Below are 4,305 nucleotides of genomic sequence, written 5' to 3' on the forward strand. Positions count from 1 at the left end.
GACTTTAATTATGTGTTAATTAAAATTGGTAATTAATGATTTCAGCCGAGAAAAACCTGTCAAATTCAGTAAATAATTATATTAGAAAATTCCCCTAAGATCAGTTATCAACAACAAGTTCATTATCTAACTTAAATCTGAATTTTTTATATAAGGTATCCCTCTCAACTCCTACTAACACTCTTGATCCTTGATCTTTTTGCAGATAGTTAAGCATTTCATTCAAACTTAGTTCCCAGGTAGGCTCTCCATTAATAAATCTAATAACATCTCCCCTTTGGATGCCTTGAGTTTCTGCAGGTGAACCTTTTCTGACATCAGAAACGACATAAAGAGGGATATTAGGAATAGGGGTATTAATTTCAATGCCACTAATGTTATAGTGAAACTCATCACCTAAGTCACGATTTGCCCTTACTAATATATATCCCCCTTTATAATGAAATATCACTTTAAATCTGCGAAGTGTCTCTCCTCCAAGGCTCCCATTTCTATCACCCAGTGAAAAGGCTCTTCTAATAGCCAAACTATCAGGATAGGCAACTACAGGCTTATCAAAATCAAAATCACCTAACTCCATTTCTTCAATTCTTCCCAAATATCCATTCACATTTCCACTTAATCCAACTCCTATCAAAGTATTGATCCTTCTTTCAGGAACTATGACTTCTTCATGAGTCAATTCATATAAAGAGAAAGCATTGCTGGATCCGGTGTCTATCAGCAATCTTAGAGGGACGTGTGGTGCCTCCGGCTTATGTTGAAATTGCAAGTCTATATATGGCTTTTCATCTTCGATGATGATTGGAAATTTATGCCATTTACGATGATCCGCTAATTTTTTGAATTTTTCCTCAAATTCCTCAAAATCATACAAATGAATTTCCTTACTCAAATAGTTGATCTCTACTGCAAAATTGGAAAACAGATCATACCCAATGAGTCCATGTACATAAGTACCCATAAAAAGAGAAAGCCTGAAAATATCTTCCTTCAAAAACAAAACATCCACATTTGAACCTTCAATATTCCCAACTTTCAGACTGTTATTGACAGCATAAAAAGCTTCCACAGGCTCACCCTCGCCTAAACCTGAAAGGGTAACGGTACGGGTCCCCCGAAGATAGATCTCCTCCCCATTAGATAATGAAGTTATAAGGGTCTTAGCCACACCGGTATCTAAGATAAATTTTAAAGGCACAGAACCATTTACACTCGCCTCTATGATGATTAGATTGTTTACAAGCTCAAAAGGTATAGTTACACGTTTATCACTTCTTCCATCGATCCTAAAAGTTGTTTCATTTTGTGCTACATCAACTTGTCCCATTACCCTTCCTGAAAACAAGCCCAAAGCCATAATAAAAATAAAGCTGCAAGTGATGAAACCTCGATATATGATCTTTTTTGCCATTCGTTATGATATTTTCACAAAATTAACCCTTCCTGTAATCTTACATTTTATCTTTAATAAAGATTCTTTTAATCATTAAAGAAATTCAATAACAAGAATGCACTTAAAATCAACAACTGCTTAGTATATACTTTAACAACAAAAAAACAATCATCATTTTCAAAAAAGTACGCTACTCATAAATTAACAGAGATCATTTGGTATTAATTGTATAAAAGAAGATATTAAGGACGTTGCAAATGTATGGTAAGAATCAGTATTAGTATATTCAGTATAGTATTTGTTTCCCCTCTATAGTTTGTACAACTAACAATAAAATAAGCAGTTGCACTTAGTATACCTTCGATCAATCTCTTAGTTATAGCATGTAGCTGCATTCAATACAACACAACATTATTATGGAATACGGTAAAATTAAATGGTTTGATGCACAAAAAGGTTTTGGTTTCATCGAACCTGAAAATGGTGGAAAAGATATCTTTGTTCACCGCAACAACATCCAGAACCTTGGATTTGAAGAGGGGCTTGCTGATGGCGAAGAAGTAGAGTACGACGTTGAAGAAACCCCTAAAGGCCTTAGCGCCGTGGAAGTTTCTCGAGTTGGCTAATTCTAGCCTTTGAGACTTTAAAACCCCGCACGTAATTTATGTGCGGGGTTTTTTTATATCTATGAATTTCATTTTGTATCTATGTCTTCTAAACCTTTCGACATTATTCTAATTGGTGCCACCGGATTTACCGGTAAACGAGCAGCCCATTACTTAAAGGATAAGACACCCGTGAACTTAAAATGGGGTATTGCGGCCCGAAATAATAATAAACTTGATCGCATAGCTGACGAACTGTCTGTAACCGATGATCGCAGATTTATTGTGGATACTACCAATACGGAACAGGTTGAGTCTGTAGTAAAACAAGCCCGGATCATAATAACCACCGTTGGCCCCTTTTCTTTATATGGTGAAGAAGTAATTGCTGCCTGCTCTAAATTTGGCACCCACTATCTGGATATCACCGGGGAAGTTGGATTCATAAAACAAATGAAAGACAAATATGAAAGCCAGGCCCATAAAAGTGGAGCACAATTAATTCCCTTTTCAGGATTTGACAGTGTACCGGCAGATATAGCAGCTTTCCTTTTAAGTAAAGAATTCGATCAGCCCAAAAAACTTAGCATCAAAGCCTATTATAGTATCAGCGGTGGTTTTAATGGCGGCACAATTGCCACCATGCTAAACAAATTTGAAACCGGTGAATATAAAAAAATGAATGATCCGCGATTGCTTCTTGACAACAGCGGCCAAAAAATTCACCCACCTGAAAAAGCAAAATATTTTGGGTACGACAAAAAGATCAGCCGGTGGTCGGCACCTTTTATTATGGGAAGCATAAATTCAAAAGTGGTGTATAAAAGTGCTTCACTAAGGTTTGAAAGCGGAGATCCCTATGCCGAGAGCATTTCTTATTGTGAACATTCCTCGCTTGGTCGCTGGTATAATCCTATACCCTTTTTAGTAGTTTCCACCATTCTACTCTCTATCACTTTATTAGGCCCACAAAAATGGTTTAGGACTTTTCTTAAAAAAATAATGCCTGCACCCGGAGAAGGGCCTTCTGAAGAACAAATTGAAAACGGTTATTTTAAAATGACGGCTTTTGCCAAAGATTCTAAAGGAAATGAAGCTTCACTGGATATTTCATATCCCGGTGATCCGGGGAATAAATCAACCGTTTTTTTCTTATGCGAATCAGCTTTATGTTTAGCAGAATCAGAAGACGAAATCACTTCAAAAACCGGATTTCTTACTCCTTCAGTTGCCTTTGGAGAATCACTGATTGATCGACTGAAAGCCCGTGGTTTGAATATTAAAACAAATCTATGAGAACTATTCTCCATAAATAATTATACTTTATAGCCAGTATAACTAATCCCAAACCAAGGTATTCGTGAGTATAGAGAAAGTCACTTTCAATAATAAGATTGATAAAGAATTCAGTCGCACAGTTAAACAAAGAGTCAACGACTACTTTGAGGAGAGAAATTTATCTCGGCATGCCAATGCTTCCATGGTGATAAAGACCATCACTCTTCTTGGCTTATATTTTGGAGCCTATGCGTTGATAATGAGCGGGCAGTTCTCTTTAGGTGTTATGTGGATACTCTGTATTGCCATGGGGGTTGGCATGGCGGGTATCGGGTTTTCAATTGCACATGATGCACTGCACGGAGCCTATTCCTCTAACAGCAAGGTTAATTACGCACTTGGACTCACATTCGATCTGATGGGTGCAAACGGGTACATCTGGAAGATCACCCACAATATTATTCATCATACTTACACCAACATTCATGGCCACGATGAAGACCTTGAAGTGGCTGCTTTTATTCGACTATCACCACATTCAGAGCATAAAGCCATACATAGACTTCAACATATCCTGGCTTTCTTTGCATACAGCTTTGCCACCTTTTTCTGGGTCTTTGTGAAAGATTACTGGTACTTCTTTAAATCTCCATTGGGACCCTATGAAAATAAAAATCATCCGGCTAAAGAATGGGCTACGTTGATCGTGACAAAAATAATTTATTATGGCTACACCATCGTACTCCCTTTGCTGCTGCTTGATATTACCTGGTATCACTGGTTGATAGGATTTGTGAGCCTCCATCTTACAGCCGGCTTTATCCTTGGAGTTATCTTTCAGCTTGCCCACGTAGTTGAAGAAACCATGCATCCCGAACCTAACGAAGACAATGTGATCGAAAATCATTGGGCCATACATGAAATGATAACGACCAATAACTTTGCACGGGCTAATAAGCCTCTTTCTTGGTACATCGGAGGGCTTAATTATCAGATCGAGCATCATTTGTTCCCCAAAGTGTGCAG

The 4,305-nt window shown here is 37.6% G+C and carries 4 protein-coding genes; 3 read left to right on the forward strand and 1 reads right to left on the reverse strand.

Going from position 1 to position 4,305, the window contains the following annotated elements:
* Positions 1 to 100: 100 nt before the first annotated feature.
* A complete protein-coding gene (locus VFM80_RS02135; protein WP_395069078.1) occupies positions 101 to 1,414 on the reverse strand; it encodes an aspartyl protease family protein in 1,314 nt (437 codons plus the stop codon).
* Between the two features lie 398 nt (positions 1,415 to 1,812).
* Here VFM80_RS02135 and VFM80_RS02140 point away from each other — a divergent pair, with 398 nt between their 5' ends.
* From VFM80_RS02140 to VFM80_RS02150, 3 genes are all read left to right on the forward strand, one after another.
* Positions 1,813 to 2,022, forward strand: a complete 210-nt coding sequence (locus tag VFM80_RS02140; protein ID WP_395069080.1) for a cold-shock protein — start codon at positions 1,813 to 1,815, stop codon at positions 2,020 to 2,022.
* An 81-nt stretch (positions 2,023 to 2,103) separates the two neighbouring features.
* Complete coding sequence (locus tag VFM80_RS02145) at positions 2,104 to 3,297, forward strand: saccharopine dehydrogenase family protein (RefSeq protein WP_395069082.1); 1,194 nt, start codon at positions 2,104 to 2,106, stop codon at positions 3,295 to 3,297.
* A gap of 64 nt (positions 3,298 to 3,361) precedes the next feature.
* On the forward strand, positions 3,362 to 4,305 hold a 944-nt coding region (locus tag VFM80_RS02150), incomplete at its 3' end, for a fatty acid desaturase family protein (protein WP_395069084.1).

The sequence above is a fragment of the Gracilimonas sp. genome (assembly GCF_035704785.1).
Lineage (GTDB): Bacteria > Bacteroidota > Rhodothermia > Balneolales > Balneolaceae > Gracilimonas.

Bases quoted from the DNA above. Each gene is read 5' to 3' on its own strand.
- VFM80_RS02140 (WP_395069080.1), top strand. From the start codon at position 1,813: ATGGAATACGGTAAAATTAAATGGTTTGATGCACAAAAAGGTTTTGGT.
- VFM80_RS02135 (WP_395069078.1), bottom strand. From the start codon at position 1,414: ATGGCAAAAAAGATCATATATCGAGGTTTCATCACTTGCAGCTTTATT.
- VFM80_RS02145 (WP_395069082.1), top strand. From the start codon at position 2,104: ATGTCTTCTAAACCTTTCGACATTATTCTAATTGGTGCCACCGGATTT.